This window comes from Dechloromonas sp. CZR5 (assembly GCF_008711155.1).
GTDB lineage: Bacteria > Pseudomonadota > Gammaproteobacteria > Burkholderiales > Rhodocyclaceae > Azonexus.
On the sequence record NZ_VUYQ01000014.1, the window covers coordinates 36,699 to 54,397 of the forward strand.

Below are 17,699 nucleotides of genomic sequence, written 5' to 3' on the forward strand. Positions count from 1 at the left end.
AAAAAAAGCCCCGCTTTTGGCGGGGCTTCGAGGGGGCGGGATCGTCAATCAATACACGTCGTGTTGTGTGTTGAAGACGTTGAACTTGCCGGTCGGCGTGACCAGTCGCTTGTCCTTGATCACCGTCTTGACCTTGCGCGTCTTGTCGTCGATCACCACGATGGCCGACGGTTCGGTCTTGTTGCCGGTCCACACCGAGTACCAGATCTCGTCGCCATTCTGGTTGTACTCGCCTTGCACCACCCGCTGAATCCCCTTGGTCTTGCCGAGATTGGCCGCTGCCGCAATATCGATTACCTCGGGTTGCGGATCGGGATTGCCCAGCTCGGAGACGCGATAGACCGTAACCGAACCGGCGAGCTTGGGGTCGGGATTCAGCGGCGAATCGGCCCACAGGTTATCGGACTTCGGGTGGGTCTTCACGAACAGGGAATTCGCCCCGTGGTTCTTGAGTTCCTGAACCACCTTCCAGGCATGCTGGGGATACTTCTCCGGGTCCGTTCCGATCAGCGTGATCACATCGGCGCCGAGATGGGATGTCGCCCACACCGGACCGTACTTGGGATGCACGATGTTGGCACCTCGCCCGGGATGCGGAATCTTGGCGGTATCGACCAGGGCGGTGAACTTGCCTTCCTTGACGTCGACCACGGCGACCTTGTTCGACGCATTGGCAGCCACCAGGAAATAGCGCTTGGTCGCATCGTAACCCCCGTCATGCAGGAACTTGGCGGTGTTGATGGTTGTTTCCCTGAGGTTGGTCAGGTCGGAATAATCGACCATCTTGACCATCCCGGTTTCCTTGACGCTGACCAGGAACTCCGGCTTGGTCGTCGAGGCCACGATGGAGGCAACACGCGGTTCCTGATGATAGTCGCCGTCCACCGTCACGCCGCGCGTCGAGACATTCTTCAGGGGTTCCAGCGTCATGCCGTCGAGAATGGTGTACTGCGGCGGCCAGTAGGAGCCGACGATGACGTACTTGTCCTCGAAACCCTTCGCCTTCGAGGTTTCGACCGAGCGCGTTTCCATGCCGGCCTTGACCGTGGCGACAACCGTCGGCTTCTCGAACCAGAGGTCGATCATGTCCAGCCGGCCGTCGCGGCCGACGACGTGAATGTAGCGGCCGGACAGCGACAAACGGGAAATATGAACCGCATACCCGGTCTTGACGATGCCCCAGATCTGCTTGGTATCGCCGTCGATCAGCGCCACCTCGCCGGCATCGCGCAGCGTGACCGAGAAGATGTTGTTGAGGTTGACGTTGTTCATCTTCCGGGTCGGCCGCTGGTCGACCGGCACATGCAGCTTCCACGTCCCGTGAATGTCCTTCAGGCTCCATTCCGGCGGCGCGTCGGGCGACATCTGGATGTAGGCGGCCATGTTCTTGATCTCGTCTTTCGACAGGATGTCGTCGAAGTTCGGCATGCCGCCTTCGGTGCCGTAGCTGATGATCTTCTCCAGCCGGGACTGACCGAGCTTCTGCGTGCCCCCTTCAGTCAGGCGGCCGTCTGCTTCCTTGCGCGACCAGGCGGGCTCGAGGTTTTTTCCCGTCGCACCCTTGCGCAACATGCCGTGGCAGCCGGCACAACGCTCGAAATAGATTTTTCCGCTGGCGCTTTTTGCTTCTGGCGACAGCGTCGGCGCATCGGCGGCAAAAGCCATCGAAGCGGCGAATGAAAGCGCTAACAGCCCCACTTCCCTACCCAAGTACTTGTACATTTTCCGTCCCTTTTGTTGAAAAAAATCAGGACTGTCGGGTGACTGCTCGGGAACTCGATTGCTCCCTTGTAATTTGCGCGAATTGGAACATTGCCGCCGCAGGTCAAGGGCGAACAGTTGGTTCTGTTTTCTACCGGTACAGTTCTTTCGGTCGGGGCTGTCTTTGGGCAACAGAATGGATTCGATGCCCTTCCGGGCCAAGGTTTCGCCGCCCGGAACGCAGGCGTTCGGCCCATGGATTCACATCGCGACCGGGCGTCGAGGATTCAAGGGCCCGATTGACCGGGTTTCCCGCCATTCCAACAGGGATTCAGGTCGTCCGGGCGCTTGTCGTTTAATCCCTACGTTTTACGGTCAGGCGATGCCACGCCAGCATGACGCCTGTCAGGGTCAGCCCGAAGCCGAGCAGGGATAGGGCGATGATCGCGCCGTCTCTGAGTGCCGGGTGGGCTACGAGGGGGGCGATGTCGAGGCGGTGCAGGGCCTGGAACAGCCAGCGGTGGGCGGTTTGGCGGTGGTCGAAGGTGTGCGCGATGCGGCCGCTGGCGGGGGCGATGTAGAAGGTGCTGCGCTCGGGATCGGCGAAGCGCAGGCGCAGGACGGGGAAATCGCGGGGGGCGTGGCGCAGCGGGTAGTAGTGCTCGTCGGCCGTGGTCAGCCAGTCGGATTCGAAGCTGACGCCCGGGCGCAGGGCGGGGGCGGCGGCCTCGATCTGGGCGCGGGTGAGGGCGGCGGTCGGCGGTGTGTTGATGCCGCTCAGGCTGCTTGTGCCATCGCGCTTGTGCTGGCGGATCAGCGTTTGGCCGGCGAACAGCAGCCATTCGGCCGAGCGGGTATCGGCATCGATCCGGGGCAGGGCGTGGAGCGCTTCCGGCGTCAAGGTGCCCCCGGCGAGGCGCCGGGCGTCTTCACGCGAGGTGCCGTTGCCGCTGACCAGGCCAAACGGCGCGAGCGACAGCCAGCCGCTGAACAGCCAGGTCAGCACGAAAAGGCCGCCGAACAGGCCGAGGATGTGGTGGTAACGCTTCCATCCGCCGCGATAGGGCGTCAGCCGTCCGCCGGAATAACGTCGGCGCCAGCGCAGGCGTTGCCAGCCGAGCCAGAGTCCGCTGGCGGCGAGCAGCAGGGCGACGAAGCTGGTACTCAGCACGGTATCGCGCCATAGCGTCTGCTGCATGCGCAGCGGGGTGAAATAGAGCCAATGCACGACGCTGCCGAGGTAATTCCACATCCGCTCGCTGCGGCCGGTGTCGAGCACCACGGCGCCGTCACGCTGCGAGACGTAGAGGTCGCGGCCGTCGGCCAGCTCGACGCGCAGGAAGGGCCGCCAGGCATCGTAGCGGCGATAGACCGTCCATTGATCGTAGTCGACCGGCGTCACCGCCTCGACGGCGCTTGCGCCGGCAAAGGGGCGCGCCGTCTGTATGGCCGCTGCCGTGTCGATGCCCGACACCGGCGACCCGTCGTCGGCATGTACCGCCGACCAGCGCCCAAGGGCGAGAAAGCGGTAGACGGGGCGTCCGCTCCCGGCGTCGAGACGCAGCGCGTCGGGCCAGCCCGGCTGTTGCAGCGCCTTCCAGGCGGCCAGCGGGGCGATGCGGACGCTGTCGGCGGCGATGGCCGGCAGGGCCGCGAGCCGCTCGTCTTCGGTGAGCTGGGGGCGGGCGACAAAGAGCATGACGATCCCGGAAACGAACCAGCACAGCACCAGCCAGCCCAGCGCCATGCCGAGCCAGCGGTGGCCGAGATGCAGCCAGCGTGTCAGTGTCGCCCGCGTCATGTCAGAACTTCAGCTCGGCGACGAGATCGAAGCGGCGTGCCTGCCCGAGGACGAATTGCTGGCTGCCGTAGGAGGTGGTGGCATAGACCTTGTCCGTCAGGTTGCGGCCCAGGAGGCGTAGCGTCGTCCGGTGATCGACCTTCCAGGCCAGCGCAGCGTCGGCGATGACGTAGGCGGGCAGAGCCACGGTGTTGGCGTTGTCGGCATAACGCTTGCCGACATAGCGCCCGCCGAGCGAGGCCTGGAACGGCCCGAAACGGTAATGCCCCCACAGGTTGACGACCTGTTCCGGGACATCGGTGGGCCGCTTGCCGGCGCGGTCGGCGCCGCCGGCTTCGATCAGCTTGTCGTAGCGCGCCTCGAGCAGGCTGAGATTGCCCTCGAAACGCCAGTTGCGCCACGGCACGAGCGCCGCGCTCAGTTCCACCCCCTGGCTATGCTGGCTGCCGCCCTGCACCGACAGCGCCGGATTGGCCGGGTCGCGGGTGACGATGTTGTCCTTCTCGATGCGGAACAGGGCGGCCGTCCATTCGCCGCGCCCGTCGGCCAGTCGTTGCTTGATGCCGGTTTCGACCTGGCGGCCCGTGGTCAGGCCGAAGTCGCGGTTGGCCAGGTTGAGCGAAATCAGGCTGGTTACCGGGTCGTTCCCGGTGCTGGCCTGCACGTAGAGGCTGGTCGCCGCCGTCAGGTGATGGGTCAGGCCAAGGCGCCAGGCGGTGCCGGACAGCGTCTTGTCGAGATCGGTATTGCCGCCGGCCAGGTCCTTCCGAGCGATACGGGCGCTGTCATGGCGTGTGCCGGCCAGCAGCAGCCAGCGGTCGGAGAGTTGCCAGGCATCTTCGAGGTAAAAGGCCTGCAAGGTGGTGCCGGTATCGAATTTCGGACGGGTCGGGTCCGTGCTGAACCAGCTGCCGGGCGCCGGGTTGTTCGCCGATACGGTCGATGCGCCGCCGTAGGGCGCGTTGTTGATGTGGCGGAATTCGACCCGCGCCACTTCCCAGCCCAGCACGGCCCGATGCTGGCCGCGTTGCAGCGCCGCCTCCAGCCGGTTGCCGGTCTGCGCCAGCTCGTGCTCGATGAACAGGTAATCGGAACGCGCGACCTGGCGCGTGGCGGTATTCAGCTCGTATTGCTCGACGTTCTTCCAGCGTCGGTCGGCGGTGAAGTGATAGACTTCGTCGCGCAGCGTCAGGCCGTTGCCGGCCTGCCATTCGGCGCGGGCGCGCAGGCGCGTGTCGGTGTAGCGGATCACGGCGTCGTCGACGTTGTAGTTTTCCTTGCGCAGGCTGGCGTCGATCCGGCCGTCGGCGAGCGGCGTGCCCCAGTAGCGGACCGGCTGCTGGCTGCTGTAGTCGGCCAGCAGTTCGAAACGCAGGTCGGCATTCGGCTGCAGGCGCAGCGCCGTCATCAGTTTGCCGCCGGAAAAGTCGCCACGGTCGCGCTCGCCGTCGCCGCGCAGGCCCGAGGCATCGATGCGGAAGCTGGCGATTTCGCCGAGGCCGCCCGTGCCGCCGAGGCCGATCCGTACCTGTCCGTCGGTGCCGATGCCGGTCAGCGCTTCGAACGACGCATCGCGGCTCGGCGCCTTGCGCACGGCGTTGATCGTCGCGCCGACCGTACCGCTGCCGTAGACGACCGAGGCCGGGCCGCGCAGCACCTCGATGCGCTCGTAGCCCCAGCTGTCGCCCGGATAGTTCTGCGTGCCCGCTCCGGTCGACAGGCGCACGCCGTCCTCGGCCACGCCGACCGAATTGGTGCCGGAAAAGCCGCGCGTCGAGAAGGACAGGGAACCGTTGCCGCTGGCGCCGACACCGGTCAGGCCGGTGCTCCGGGTGATGGCGTCCATCACCTGGTAATCGCCGCGTTCCCGGATGCTCTGGCTGTCGATGGCCTCGACACTGGCCGGGGTTTCGCGGGTGCTCAGGCCGGTACGGCTGCCGGCACTGTTCGGCAGATCGAGGCCGAGATCGGCGGCATCGCGCGTGGCGCTGACGGCGACGGCCGGCAGCGTGGTGTCGGCGGCATGGACGGGGGCGAAGCCGGCCAGCGCGCCGGCCATGGCGAGCGGCAACGGCCGCAGCGAACGGGAGAGGCCGGCAGGGCGGCGGATGGTCAACAACATGGTCAAACTCCTGGGTTGCACCGTCTGCCCGCGCATGCCGGCACGGCATGGCGTTTGTCCATGCATCGAATGCCGCATCCGCAACCCCGCAGACAGTCAGTTACACCTTGCCGGCCCGCCGGTGGGCGGTACGGCACCTTGCAACAGGCCGGTCTCCGGGCTGGCAAGTCTTGATGCATCGCCTTCCCGCAAGACCCGCGCGCATTGCCTGCCGGCAATGCCACGGCGTTCTTCCAGTGGCTGGCGATCCTGCCGGATCGCCGTGATGCACCCGCACTTGCTTACCGTTGCGGGGGCAGCCGGGGCATTGCGACCTTGCTGCGGTCGCGCACCCCGTTCCCGTTTCACCCGACGCCTTGCGACGGCGGGCACCTGTTGCCAATGTGTCCGGCACTACATCCTGTTTCCCCGCCAGGCCGGACGCTGGCGGGGTGCTTGCTTCATTTGCCGGATCCGTTCCGGTGGAAGACGAGGTCTTCGACGACCCGGCCGTTCTTCAGATGCTCCTCGACGATGCGATCCATGTTTTCGTCGGTGACGTTGTAGTACCACACGCCATCGGGCTGCACGGCGACAATCGGCCCGCCCTGGCAGGCGGCGACGCAGCCGGTGCGGGTGCGCTTGACGCGCGCCGGACCGGCATCGAAGCCGAGGCCGGCAGCACGGAACTTGGCCTGCAGCGCATTGAACAGGGCTTCGCCCTCGCCGTTTTGCGTGCAGCGCGGGCCGGTGCAGATCAGCACCTGCCGGCTGTAGTCGCGAATCGTCGGCTTGACGATGTCGTCGGCGTCGCGTTCAGCCTTCAATCTCGTTCTCCTCGCCCTCGGGCGGCACCTCGCTGGCCAGCACGGCGGCAATGTAGTCTTCCGGCAGCCGGTATTCGGCGGCCAGCTCGGCGGCGCTCTTGCCGCTGGCCTGGATTGCCGCCATCCAGCCGTTGAGGCCGGTGGACAACGAACGGCCGGCCTGTTCGCCGTCCCGGGTGTTGCGTTCGCCGGCCTCGACGGCGTACTTGTTGGCGTAGCCGCGCGGCGTCACCATCAGGCCGTGCTTGAAGAAGGTGTTGGAATTGCCGATCAGCACCGTCGACAGCATGCCGATATCGCATTCGTTCATCTTTTCCAGGGTGGTGAATTCGATGCGCTGTTTCGGCCGGTAGCCGGACTTGACGATGGCGACCGGCGTTTGCGGGTCGCGGTGGCGCAGGAAGAGGCGCTGGGCCTCGACGATCTGCTGCGTGCGGCGGCCGCTCTTCGGGTTGTACAGCGCGACGACGAAATCGGCATAAGCCACGGCGTCGAGACGGCGGGCGATGGTCGGCCACGGCGTCAGCAGGTCGGACAGCGAAATGGCGCAGAAATCGTGGGTCAGCGGTGCGCCGACCAGCGCGGCGCAGGTGTTGAGCGCCGAGGCGCCGGGAACGATCTCGACCTCGATCTCCGAATCCGGCGTCCACCCGGCCTGGAACAGCACCTCGAAGGTCGGTCCGGCCATGCCGTACACGCCGGCGTCGCCGGACGAGATCAGCGCCACCTTCTTGCCCTGGCTGGCACGGTCGAGCGCTTCGATAGCGCGGTCGAGTTCCTCGGTCATCGATTTCTTGATTACCTCCTTGCCCTGGACCAGATCGGCGACCAGGCGGATGTAGGTGACGTAGCCGATGATCGTGTCGGCCTCGGCGATGGCGGCGCGGGCGCGTGCCGTGAGGTGGTCGTTGCTGCCCGGGCCGAGGCCGACGAGCATGATCTTGCCGGTTTTAACCGTCGTTTCAGGTGCGTTCATTGGGGAATCCTTGCAATGGAGACAGTGGCGTTGCGTCCGTCCGGGCCGCGCAACTTGTGTTTTTCGATGATCAGATGGCTTGCGTCGGCTCCGGCCGCGAGCAGCGCCGCCGCTTCAGAGACCGATGGCGTGCCGGTGTACTTGCGCACGGTTTCCGACGGGTTTGGCACATCGACCGTGGCCAGTTCGGTGGCGGGGTAGAAGCGGACGATCCAGCCGTTGGCCTGGGCGACTTCGGCCATGCCGATCTCGTCGGCCTTTAGGTCGATCGAGGCGACTGCCCGCACGTCGGCCAGCGTCGCGCCGACCTGCGCCAGGGCTTCGGCGATGACCTGCCGGATGGTGGCGGCCGGGGTGCCGCGGTCGCAACCGAGGCCGAGGGCGATTTTCATGCCGTCCTCGCGTGACCAAAATCGTTACGGAGTGCCCCCACCCCCTTTGAGAGCGCCGAGCAGCACAGATCGGCCGGGGGCAGTCGGTTCGCATTGTTTGAGCCGCAGGCGAGTTTTGCGAACCGCCCGGCTGATCGAGCAGCACAGGGGACCGGGCTGACGGCCCGGCGCGAACGCAGGGGTCGCCTTTCTTTGCTTCCTTTCTTTGGCGAAGCAAAGAAAGGAAGACGCCGCTCAACGGCGGAAAACAGCGGTTGAATAGCGCGCATGCCTGTCATAGCGGCCGATAAACCACCCGCCGCCCCGCCAACCGGGCGGCGATGTCGGCCGGCATTTCGCGCGGGCTGATCCACAGCACGGCGGCGAAGCGGTCGAGCGGCACGTCTTCGAGTCGGGAGAAATGCGCGACGTTGGCCGGCTGAGGTCCCTGGCGACCGTTGGCGTGCTTCGCCCACCAGTCGGTGGAGCCCGCTTCCTGGACCAGCGCTACCGCTTCGTCGTTCACCATTGCCGCGCTGCAGCGCACGATTTCGTCATGGGTGGCTTCGAAGGTCCAGCCCAGTTCGCGGCCGAGCAGGTCGACGGCGATGGTTTCGCGGGCATCCGAGGCGGTGGTCAGCACGGCTTGCGCGCCGAGTGCCGTGGCGAGGTGGCCGGCGAGCTGATTGGCGCCGCCAAGGTGGCCGGACAGTATGGGGATGACGAACTTGCCGGCTTCGTCGATGACCACCACGGCCGGGTCGGTTTCCTTGTTCTTCAGGTGCGGCGCGATGAGGCGGACGACGGCGCCGAGCGAGACGATGCAGACGATGCCGTCGAAGGCGGCGAATAGCGCCGGCACCTGGTCGCCGACCTTGCCTTCATAGCAATGGAAGGCGCCGGGAGCGGCGTTTCCGCCTTCGGTACGGAATTTTTCGGGGCAGAACAGCTGGGCGCCCGGCAGCGCAGTGACGACCTTGCCGGCCAGTGCGATGCCGTGTTTGGTGATCGAGACGACGGCTATTTTCATGGGAAGGTTTCTCTGTTGGGGTTGGTTTTTATGGGTTGATCAGGCGGCGGCCGTGGCGGAAGCATCGACGGCTTCCTTGCGCTTGCGACAGCCACGGCGCAATTCGCCGCGTATACGCTTGGGGTTCTGCACCAGCATCAGCGACAGGTAGTTCACCTTCTCGCCTTTCAGGCTGAGCACGTCGCGCACGACGCGTTCCTCCGGCGAGCCGACCTTTTCGATGAAGAGCGAGGTGGCGAGCAGGTCGCGGCGTTCGAGCAGATCGAGGATTTCATCGACCAGCGGCTTCACCTTGAGCAGGGCGAGGGTGTCGAACTCGTCGAGCAGATGGTCGATGACCTCGACGCCGTAGGCGGCAGGGATGATGGCGAAGGTTTCGTCCTCCTCGGCCAGCGTGACGCCGGTGGTCGCCGCGGCGGCGGCGAAGGACGATACGCCGGGAATGGTCTCGACCTCGATCTCGGGCACCAGTTCGCGGACAACGCGGGCGAGGTGGCCGAAGGTGGCGAAGGTGGACGCGTCGCCTTCAACCAGGAAGACCAGGTCGCGGCCTTCGGCGAGCAGTTCGACGGTCTGCACGGCGGCGCGGCTCCAGGCCTTGGCCAGGATCTCGGCGTCGCGCGTCATCGGGAAGACCAGTTCGACGGCATCGCCCGGCACGGCAATGCCGCCGCGCTCGACGATGGACAGTGCGTAGGACGATTCCTCGGCCTTCTTCACCGGATACAGCCAGCGCGCGCCGGATTGCAGCGCGCTCCAGGCGCGGCGGGTGATCAGTTCGGGATCGCCGGGGCCAAGCGAGGCGCCGATGAGTTTTCCAAAATTCGTGCCGGGGCGTTTGGGTTCGGTCATGCGGGTTCTTTCAGTCAAAAACGACAGCGTTCAAGCGGGTTGCCATGCGCTGACGGCAAGGCGATACAAACAGTGCTCGCGTAGCGGGTGACCGGGAGGCTGTGCGGGGTGTTCGAAATTTTCGGCGCGGCGCATCCCCAGCCTTTCCATCACTGCCTGCGAGCGGCGGTTTTCCAGGCTGGTGAAGGCGACAACTTCGGCCAGCGCCAGATCGTTGAAGGCAAAGCTTAGCGCTGCCCGTGCGGCTTCACTGGCGTAACCCTGACCCCAGAACGGCCGAGCCAGGCGCCAGCCGATTTCGACGCAGGGCGAAAACGGTAGTTCGGCTATCGGCCGGTGCAAACCGACAAAGCCGATGAAGTCGCCGCTTGCCTTGATCTCCGTTGCCCAGAAACCCCAGCCTTGCGCTTCGATCAGGCTTTGGCAGCGAGCAGCCAGCACATCGCTTTCGGCCCGGTCGAGCGTGGCGGGGAAATGCGCCATCACCTGCGCATCGGCATTCAGCGCCGCGAAGGGCGCAAGATCCTCGTCGCGCCACGGGCGCAGACGCAGGCGGGAGGTTTCCAGCTGGATCACCTGACAGTCTCGGTGGCGCGGACCTGAGCTGTCGGCAGCCCATCGAGCTTGCCGTCGCCATAGGTGCGCAACACCTGGGAAATGATGACTTCGTATCCATCCAGCCACTCGCCCTGGGCTTGCTTGGCCTCCAGGTGGCGCGGGTGGTCGATCAGGACTTGCAGGGCTTCCAGCGATTCCCAGTAATAGACGTTGCCGAGCAGGCCGGTTTGCGGGTTTTCCCACGCCTCTTCGCCGAGATAGCCGGGAATGCGCTTGGCGGCCTCGGCGATGGCTTGATCGAGTTCGTGAAAACGTGCGTCGAATTGCTTTTTCTTGAAAATGAAGGTCGAGGAATACATGTTCAATCCTTGCTGGCGGTGACGATCCAGACGGGGTTCTGGGCCGCCATCCGGTGCATGTCGAGAATCGGTTGCGAGCGGCTGGCCTGGAGCTGGACGACATCCCAGGCCGCGCCGCTCGCCTTGAGCGCAGTGGTCGCGGTGGCCAGGTTTTCCAGCGTCACGAAGTTCATCACCAGCCGGCCGCCGGGTTTCAGGCGGGCGAGGATCAGCTGGATCAGCTCGCCGAGTTCGCCGCCCGAGCCGCCGATGAATACCGCATCCGGGTCGGGCCAACTGTCGAGCTGCGCCGGTGCCTTCCCTTCGACCAGCGTGTAGTTGCCGACGCGGAATTGCGCTGCGTTGGCGCGGGCGTTGGCGGCGTCGCCTTCATTCTTTTCGATGGCCCAGACGTGGCCGTGCGGTGCCAGACGGGCGCACTCGAGGCCGACCGAGCCGGAGCCGGCGCCGATGTCCCAGACCCGGCTGTCCGGCTTGAGGCGCAGTTTGGCGAGCGACAGGGCGCGCGCCTCCTGCTTGGTGATCAGTCCTTTTTCCGGCGCACGCTGGATGTAATCGAGGTCGTCGAGGCCGAAACTGGGGCGCGGCGTCTCCGGCGCGCGTTCGACGAGGACGACGTTGGGCTGCGGGAAGCTCATGCCGGCCGCCTCGGCTGGCGACAGGCCGGCGAAGATCGTTTCGTCGTCGAGCAGCAGGCGGCAGGCGACGGAAAGCTTGGCATCGTCGCCGTAGCCGGCCGTGATCAAGGCCCGCGCCAACCGGTCCGGTGTGTTTTCCGGGCCGGTGAACAAGGCGACGCGGGGATGCCGGGCGATGGCGCGCATCAGCTTGTAGAGGCCGTGCTCCGGCGTCGCGCCGACGAACCATTCGCCGGCATCGGCGCTGTGGCAGGTGGATATTTTCACGTCCTGCCAGGCTGTCTTGAAGCGGGCGAAGGCCAGTTGCAGTGTCGATACGGCGGGCACGATCGTGAAGCCGTCGCGCCCGAGCTTGCCGGTCAGCCATGAGGCGATACCGTGGCAGAGCGGGTCGCCGGTAGCCAGCGCAACAGCGCTTTTGCCCTGTTCGCGGGCGTTCCCGATCCAGCCGGCAACCTGACCGAGCTTGCCGTCCATGTCGAGGATTTCAGCACCGGCAGCGAGGTGCGGGCGCACCAGCTCGAGCGTGCGGCCGGCGCCGATCACGACGTCGGCCTCCGCCAGCAGTCGGCGGGCGCTGTCGGAAAGACCGGCCCAGCCGTCGTCGAGAATGCCGAGCAGGGTCGTGGTTGGCGGCATTTTTATGTCGGTAATCATTGTTTTTTCAGCATCCAGGCGCGTGGGTTATGCTCAAAACCCAGCTTGGGGTAGTAGTCGTTGGCCTTGGGGGCGGCGAGCAGGACAAGCATGCAGGTTGCGCCGAGGCGATTCCTGGTTTCCTCGATCAATTGCTTGCCGATACCCTGCTTCTGGTAATCGGCATCGACCGCCAGATCGGCCAGATAGGCGACATAGCTGAAATCGGTCAGCGAACGTGCAATGCCGACCAGGCGTTCGCCATGCCAGGCCGAAACGGTCAGGTTGGCGTGCCGCAGCATGTCGGCAAAAATCTCCGGGTGATCGACCGGGCGTCGTTCGCCGAGCGTGGAGCGGCGGTAGAGCGCGATGGCGGTATCCACATCGATGGGGGCATCGATGCGAAATTCGATGGCGGCAGACGGTTGGTCGGTCATGCAATCTCCTCTTCATCGACCCGGCAAATGAACCGGCCTTCGAAATCGCAGACCAGCACGGCCAGGTGGTAGTTGCCCGGGTATTGGCCCCTGAGGCTGCGGATGGCCTTTTTTGCCAGCTGGCGGTGGAAATCGACGGCCAGGCCGAGCGCCGCCAGCCGTTCGGCGGCGAAGCGGGCGGTTTCGGCGGCGCGGATTTCCTCGATCAGGTCGTCCGGCGCGCCGACTTCGCGCGCCGAGTCGGCCAGGATGTCGCGGTCGACTTCGGCCTTCCAGGCGTGCGTGACGGCCAGGCCCTGGCACATCTTGGTCAGCTTGCCGACCATGGCGCCGATATAGACATTCGGCAGCTGGCGCTTGATGGCGCTGGTGAAGGCCGCCTTGACGAAGTCGCCCATCTGCACGAAGCAGGATTCATCCAGTTCCGGCAACTGCCGCATGGCGAATTTCTCGGTGCGGCCGCCGGTGGTGAAGACCACGCTGGTCTGCCCCTGCCTGGCGGCGACATCGACAGCCTGCACGACGCTGGCGCGGAAGGCGGCGGTCGAATAGGGGCGGACGATGCCGGTGGTGCCGAGGATGGAGATGCCGCCGAGGATGCCGAGCCGGGCATTGAGCGTCTTTTTCGCCATCTCGTCGCCGCCGGGGACGGAAATGGTGACTTCCAGCCCGTCGTGGTCGAGCAGTTCGCCGGCCACGGCGCGCACGTTGTCGACGATGTTGCGGCGCGGCACCGGGTTGATCGCCGGGCCGCCGACTTCCAGGCCGAGGCCGTCCTTGGTCACGACGCCGACGCCGAAGCCGCCCTTGAGCACGACCTCGCCGGCCCGGTGCTTGAGGATGCGCACGTCGGCGGTCATGTGCGCGCCGTGCGTCGCGTCCGGGTCGTCGCCGGCATCCTTGACGATCACCGCGTGGGCGTGACCGGCGCTTTCCTCGACCGAGCCGTCGATCACCGCGAAGGCGACATCCTGCCCGTTCGGCAGGTGGCAGACGATTGTTTCGGGCACTTCGCTCTGCAACAGCCCGAGCGTCGCCGCCCGCGCCGCTGCCGCCGAGCAGGCGCCGGTGGTGAAGCCGGTGCGGTTGCCACGCTCGCGCTTGGCGTCGCCCTTGCGGACCTTGGCAGGTTTTTCGAGCGGTTCAGTAGCCATATTCGCGCTCGACCCGGGCTACACGAACCCTGAAGTGGCGATACCAGTCGTGTGCGCGCTGCATGGCGGCACGGTGATCGACATTTTCTTTCCAGGCTGTGATGGCTTCTTCGCTTTGCCAGCAGGAAACCGTAATGCCGAGTTCCTGGCGTGCCGATTCGATGCCAAGAAAACCCGGCTGCACCTTGGCCAGGTCGACCATGGCTTGGGCTGTTGCCGCGTAGCCCTGATCTCCATCGGTCCTGACCGAGGTAAAAATCACCGCGTAATACGGTGGCCGGGGCGTCGTTGCCGGTTGGATAGTCTGGCTCATGCGGCTTTCTTCTGCGCGGCTTCGGCCAGCGACAGCATGGCGTGGATGGCGGCGACAACCAACGTCGAGCCGCCCTTGCGGCCCTTGATGGCGACCCACGGCACTTCGTTCACGGTCATCATCAGGTCCTTGGATTCGGCGGCGGAGACGAAGCCGACCGGCATGGCGACGACCAGCGCCGGGCGTACGCCTTCTTCCTTGATCAGGCGCACCAGTTCGATCAGCGCCGTCGGTGCATTGCCGATGCCGACGATGGCGCCGTCGAGCTTGCCCGCGCGCTGCGCCTTGCGCATCGCCTGCACGGCGCGGGTGCTGTTGACGGCCTTGGCGGCCTCGATCACGTCGGCGTCGGAAATGTAGTGGTGGGTGGTCAGGCCGAAGTGCTGCAAACGCGGTTTCGAGAGACCGACGCAGATCATTTCGACGTCGGCGACGATGGGCGTGCCGCCTTTGAGCACCGCGTTCATGCCGGCCTGCATGGCGTCCGGATGGAAGGCGGTCAGGCCGTTGAATTCGAAATCGGCATTGGCGTGGATCATCCGGCGCACGAGCGGCCATTGCTCGGCGGTGTAGGCGTGCGGACCGGCTTCGGCGTCGATGATGGCGAAGGAGTCGTGTTCGATGGCGCGACCGGCTTCGGTCAGCTGTTCGGTGACGGTATTGGCGGCGGTGGTGAGGGTCATGGCGATGTTCCCGGTTCAGGCGTGGTGATGGGCGCAGCCAGCGTGATGGGCATGGCCGTGGTCAGGGTGGTGATCGTGGGCATGAGCGTGGCCGCAGCCAGCGATGGCGGTGTGGCTGTGGTCGTGCAGGTGCTCGTCTTCGGCCTGTTCGCGGTACTTGCAGCCGTCGCATTCGAGCATGGCGCCTTCGCCCTGTTCGCCCCTGGCGCGGTTGTCGAGCAGCGCGAAGATGCCCGGATCGAAGCCGAAATGGGTGCCCAGCGCGAAGGAAACCTGCGGGTACTGCTGCTGCAGCCGGGCCACCTGCTCCTGGATGCGCTCGATCAGCACGCCGGTGAACAGATAGACCGGGACGATGGCGATCTGCATCATGCCCAGTTTGACCTGGCGCTGGACGATGGTTTCCAGCCGCGGCCAGGTGACGCCGGTGAAGGCGAGGTCGACCAGTTCGTGGTCGTTATCCTCGAAGATCCAGCGGGCCATCCGGGCCAGTTCGCCGTTGGCGCCGGCATCCGACGAGCCGCGGCCGAGCAGGACGACGCCAGTGGTCATCGGGTCGGGCATCGCCAGTTGCTTCATCAGGCGGTCGAGCTGGCCCTGCAGCACGGCAAAGATCTCACGCCCCATGCCGAGATGGCGGGTGACGACGAACTCGACGCCGGGGTGGCGCTGGCGGGCTTCGTCCAGCGCATGCGGCAGTTCCATCTTGACGTGGCCGGCGGCGTTGAGAATGAAGGGGATGGCGATGACCTTCCGCGCCCCCTTGGCGGCGCGGTCGAGCCCTTCGTCAAGCAGCACCTCGGCATGCTCGATGAAGCAGACCTCGATACGCCAGTCCGGGTGCTGCTCGCGCCACTGGGCGGCGAAGTTGATGGTTTCCTTGTTGCCCTCGCGGCCGCGCGAACCGTGGCCGACGAGGAGGAGGGTGGTGTCATTGGTCATGGGATGTCTCCGTGGCCTTGCGGAAGCGGTGTCCGAAAGTCGGGTCGTAGAGTTTGGAACGGATCAGGTCGGGCCAGTCGGCGGCGCCCAGGGTCGGGCTGGCGACGATCATGGCCTGGCTGGCGATCTTCTCGTCCTGGCATTTCCGCTTGATGTCCTTGATCGTGCCGCGCACGATCTTTTCCTCGCCCGGCCAGCTCGCCTTCTGTACCACCAGGATGGGCGCATCCTCGCTCCAGCCGGCGGCGAGCAGCGCTGCCTGGACCTTGTGCAGCAAGGTGATCGACAGGTAGATGCAGAGCGTCGTCTTGTGCGCGGCGAGGGCTTCGAGTTCCTCGCCCGGCGGCATCGGCGTGCGCCCGGCAACGCGGGTGAGGATCACTGTCTGGGTGACTTCCGGCAGGGTCAGCGTCTCGCCGGCCGCTGCCAGAGAGGCCATGGCTGATGAAACCCCCGGCACCACCGTCCATTCGATACCGGCGGCGGTCAGCGGCCGCGTCATCTCGATCAGCGCGCCGTAGAGGCCGGGGTCGCCGGTTTGTAGGCGGATGACGGTTTCATGCCGGGCGGCGGCGGCAATCAGCCAGTCGGTCATCTCTTCCAGCGTCATGTCCTTGGAGTCGCGGATCTCGCAGCCCGCCGGCGCGTACAGCGTCGCCGCCCGGTCGACCAGCGAACCGGCGAACAGCACGGCACCCGCTGCCTCCAGCAACTGGCGGCCCTTGACGGTGATCAGGTCGGGGTCGCCGGGACCGGCCCCGACAAACCAGATCTTGCCGGCCATCAGGTAGCGCTCCGGCAAGCCGCAGCGGGTTTCAGGCAATCGTGCATGGGGTTTCCTTGGGTTGAGGCGCCTTGGGCAGCATGGCCAGCAGGGCGTCGGTGGAGCGGGGGAACGGTGTGGCGGGCACCAGGCCTTGCGCGGCGAGCCGGGCATGCAGCGGGATCACGGCCGGCAACGGCAGACCGGCGGCCGCCAGTTCGGCGGCCCGGTGCGGCAACTCTCCGGCCGGAAAACTCGCCACGCAACGTCCGGCAGCCATGATGTGAATGTGCTCGGCCCAACGGTAGGCGAAATCGACATCGTGGGTGGACAGCAGGATGCTCATGCCCTGTCCGTGCAGGTCGTCGAGGATCGCCAGCAGGTCGGCCTGCATGGCCGGGTCGAGCCCGGCCTTGGGTTCGTCGAGCAGCAGCAGCTCGGGCTGCATGGCCAGCACCCCGGCAATGCAGACGCGCTTTTTCTGGCCGAAACTGAGGTGATGCACCGCTCGTTCGCCGATGTCGGCCAGTCCGACGGCGGCCAGCGCGGCGGCGACGCGACGGCGCACGGTGTCGTCGTCGAGGCCGAGGTTGAGCGGCCCGAAGGAGACGTCCTCGGCGACGCTGGCCGAGAACAACTGGCGGTCCGGGTTCTGGAACACCAGGCCGACCCGGCTGCGCAGCTCGCGCAGCCCCGGGCGGCCGTAATCGACCGCTTGGCCCGCGTAGCGGACGGTGCCGCCGGATGGCCGCAACAGGCCGTTGGCGTGCTGGAACAGGGTTGTCTTGCCCGACCCGTTGGCGCCGAGCAGCGCATTGCGGCTGCCGCGCAGGATGTCAAGCGAGCAGCCGTCCAGCCCGGCGTTGCCGTCGGGATAGCGATAGGCCACCCGGTCGAATTGCAGCAGGATGTCGTTGGGCGGCGCGCTCATGCCAGTTGTCCGATCAGGATGAGCAGCGCCCCGGCGGCAAGCGCCAGCAGGCTGTCGCGCCGGGCGTGCGGAAAAGTGCGCGCCATGAAGCGCAGCGGGCCGTCATTGTTGCGGGCTTGTGCCGCGACATGCAGCGCCTGGGCGCGTTGCCAGACCTGCACGGCAAGGTTGGCGCCCAGCCCGGCCAGCGAATGCCAGGCCTGACGGCGCGTGGCATAGCCGAGACGCGCCGTCTGTGCCGTCAGCATGTCATGCATCGCCATCGAGAAGACCGACCCCATGCGGTAGCCGAGCACCGTCAGGTCGAGCAGCAGTTCCGGGGTTTTCAGGCGACGCAGCAGTGCGATCAGGTCGGGCAGCGGCGTGGTCAGGACGAGCAGCAACAACGCGGCGAGCGCCGCCAGCGAGCGGCTCCCCACCTGTCCGAGCTGCGCCCCGGCATCGGGCGCCAGTGTCAGCGCCAGCCCGCCGCCGTCGGCGCTGCCGAGCGAGAAGGCCAGCGACAGGCAGCTCAGGGCGAGAAAGAGGAGGGGCGCTGCCGCCGCCCGCAGATAGGTCGGGACGGGGATGCCGGCGGCCAGCCAGGCCACGGCGACCAGCAGGCCGGCGACCGCCAGCGCGCCGCC

Annotated in this window: 19 protein-coding genes and 1 riboswitch; all 19 genes read right to left on the reverse strand. The window is 66.2% G+C overall.

Translation table 11 applies throughout. The features are described 5' to 3' along the window. Window positions 1–48: 48 nt before the first annotated feature. Entirely contained in the window at window positions 49–1,665 is a 1,617-nt protein-coding gene (locus F1002_RS20175) for a nitrite reductase (RefSeq protein ID WP_223879708.1), read from the reverse strand. A gap of 391 nt (window positions 1,666–2,056) precedes the next feature. Next, entirely contained in the window at window positions 2,057–3,502 is a 1,446-nt protein-coding gene (locus F1002_RS20180) for a PepSY domain-containing protein (RefSeq protein WP_150430845.1), read from the reverse strand. Between the two features lies 1 nt (window position 3,503). Next, a complete protein-coding gene (locus F1002_RS20185; RefSeq protein WP_150430846.1) occupies window positions 3,504–5,624 on the reverse strand; it encodes a TonB-dependent siderophore receptor in 2,121 nt (706 codons plus the stop codon). Between the two features lie 128 nt (window positions 5,625–5,752). Continuing rightward, a riboswitch (cobalamin riboswitch) is annotated at window positions 5,753–6,015 on the reverse strand. A gap of 49 nt (window positions 6,016–6,064) precedes the next feature. Further along, entirely contained in the window at window positions 6,065–6,430 is a 366-nt protein-coding gene (locus tag F1002_RS20190; RefSeq protein ID WP_150430847.1) for a ferredoxin, read from the reverse strand. Further along, window positions 6,420–7,406, reverse strand: coding sequence for a precorrin-3B C(17)-methyltransferase (gene cobJ, locus F1002_RS20195; protein ID WP_150430848.1), 987 nt, complete (start codon window positions 7,404–7,406; stop codon window positions 6,420–6,422). Before cobJ ends, F1002_RS20190 begins: the two co-directional genes overlap by 11 nt. Next, entirely contained in the window at window positions 7,403–7,798 is a 396-nt protein-coding gene (locus F1002_RS20200; protein ID WP_150430849.1) for a cobalamin biosynthesis protein, read from the reverse strand. Before F1002_RS20200 ends, cobJ begins: the two co-directional genes overlap by 4 nt. Before the next feature lie 274 nt (window positions 7,799–8,072). Then, window positions 8,073–8,807, reverse strand: coding sequence for a cobalamin biosynthesis central domain-containing protein (locus tag F1002_RS20205; RefSeq protein ID WP_150430850.1), 735 nt, complete (start codon window positions 8,805–8,807; stop codon window positions 8,073–8,075). Between the two features lie 39 nt (window positions 8,808–8,846). Then, window positions 8,847–9,659, reverse strand: coding sequence for a precorrin-2 C(20)-methyltransferase (gene cobI, locus F1002_RS20210; protein ID WP_150430851.1), 813 nt, complete (start codon window positions 9,657–9,659; stop codon window positions 8,847–8,849). A gap of 30 nt (window positions 9,660–9,689) precedes the next feature. After that, window positions 9,690–10,235 (reverse strand): GNAT family N-acetyltransferase, encoded by a 546-nt coding sequence (locus tag F1002_RS21345; protein ID WP_223879709.1) that lies wholly within the window; start codon window positions 10,233–10,235, stop codon window positions 9,690–9,692. Next, entirely contained in the window at window positions 10,232–10,576 is a 345-nt protein-coding gene (locus tag F1002_RS21350; RefSeq protein WP_223879710.1) for an antibiotic biosynthesis monooxygenase, read from the reverse strand. Before F1002_RS21350 ends, F1002_RS21345 begins: the two co-directional genes overlap by 4 nt. A gap of 2 nt (window positions 10,577–10,578) precedes the next feature. Then, on the reverse strand, window positions 10,579–11,853 hold the full coding sequence (gene cbiE / locus F1002_RS20220; RefSeq protein ID WP_150430853.1) for a precorrin-6y C5,15-methyltransferase (decarboxylating) subunit CbiE: 1,275 nt from the start codon (window positions 11,851–11,853) through the stop codon (window positions 10,579–10,581). Window positions 11,854–11,867: 14 nt separating this feature from the next. Further along, window positions 11,868–12,287: a GNAT family N-acetyltransferase gene (locus F1002_RS20225; RefSeq protein WP_150430854.1), complete on the reverse strand. Its 420-nt coding sequence runs from the start codon at window positions 12,285–12,287 to the stop codon at window positions 11,868–11,870. Further along, entirely contained in the window at window positions 12,284–13,441 is a 1,158-nt protein-coding gene (locus F1002_RS20230) for a cobalt-precorrin-5B (C(1))-methyltransferase (RefSeq protein ID WP_150430855.1), read from the reverse strand. The genes F1002_RS20225 and F1002_RS20230 overlap by 4 nt, the downstream gene beginning before the upstream one ends. Beyond that, window positions 13,431–13,754 (reverse strand): antibiotic biosynthesis monooxygenase, encoded by a 324-nt coding sequence (locus F1002_RS20235; protein WP_150430856.1) that lies wholly within the window; start codon window positions 13,752–13,754, stop codon window positions 13,431–13,433. The genes F1002_RS20230 and F1002_RS20235 overlap by 11 nt, the downstream gene beginning before the upstream one ends. After that, the gene (locus F1002_RS20240) at window positions 13,751–14,437 is read right to left on the reverse strand and encodes a precorrin-8X methylmutase (RefSeq protein ID WP_150430857.1); all 687 of its coding nucleotides are present in this window, start codon (window positions 14,435–14,437) and stop codon (window positions 13,751–13,753) included. The genes F1002_RS20235 and F1002_RS20240 overlap by 4 nt, the downstream gene beginning before the upstream one ends. A 15-nt stretch (window positions 14,438–14,452) precedes the next feature. After that, window positions 14,453–15,379, reverse strand: a complete 927-nt coding sequence (locus F1002_RS20245) for a sirohydrochlorin chelatase (RefSeq protein ID WP_150430858.1) — start codon at window positions 15,377–15,379, stop codon at window positions 14,453–14,455. Next, the gene (gene cobM, locus F1002_RS20250; RefSeq protein ID WP_150430865.1) at window positions 15,369–16,163 is read right to left on the reverse strand and encodes a precorrin-4 C(11)-methyltransferase; all 795 of its coding nucleotides are present in this window, start codon (window positions 16,161–16,163) and stop codon (window positions 15,369–15,371) included. The genes F1002_RS20245 and cobM overlap by 11 nt, the downstream gene beginning before the upstream one ends. 31 nt (window positions 16,164–16,194) lie before the next feature. Then, entirely contained in the window at window positions 16,195–17,073 is an 879-nt protein-coding gene (locus tag F1002_RS20255) for an energy-coupling factor ABC transporter ATP-binding protein (RefSeq protein WP_150430859.1), read from the reverse strand. Then, the coding region (cbiQ, locus tag F1002_RS20260; RefSeq protein ID WP_150430860.1) for a cobalt ECF transporter T component CbiQ at window positions 17,070–17,699 on the reverse strand (630 nt) is incomplete at its 5' end. The genes F1002_RS20255 and cbiQ, both read right to left, overlap by 4 nt.